This is a genomic window from Mesorhizobium sp. M1D.F.Ca.ET.231.01.1.1 (genome assembly GCF_003999155.2).
Classification (GTDB): Bacteria; Pseudomonadota; Alphaproteobacteria; order Rhizobiales; family Rhizobiaceae; genus Mesorhizobium.
The window spans coordinates 1-360 of sequence record NZ_RZOZ02000112.1; the positions used below are offsets into that span (position 1 = coordinate 1).

1 protein-coding gene is annotated in these 360 nt (G+C 63.1%); it reads right to left on the reverse strand.

The features are described from left to right. Window positions 1–341 (reverse strand): SDR family NAD(P)-dependent oxidoreductase (locus EN874_RS32530; protein ID WP_189396745.1); only part of this gene is annotated, 341 nt, incomplete at its 3' end. Between the last annotated feature and the right edge of the window lie 19 nt (window positions 342–360).

Genomic DNA, 360 nt, shown 5'->3' on the forward strand with positions numbered 1-360 from the left:
AGGAAATTGACGTCGAATGTGCGTTGCCAGTGCGCGTCGGTCAGCAGATCGAATGGCTGCGCGTCGACAATGCCGACATTGTTGACCAGGACATCCAGTCTGCCATTCGCGGCTGGGAACACGTCGGCGATCCCCTGTTCGACGCCTTGCGCCGACGATAGATCGGCGACCGCAAGCGTGATTTCGACGCCCGTCGCCGAGGCCGATGCGGCCGTCTCCTTCAGGCCCGCCGCATCCATATCGATAAGGCGCAGGTCCGCCCCTTCCCTGGCAAACGCGAGCGCCGTTGCCCTGCCTATGCCGCTTGCCGCGCCCGTTATGAGCACGGTCTTTCCCTTCAATCCGGTGTCCATGGATCCC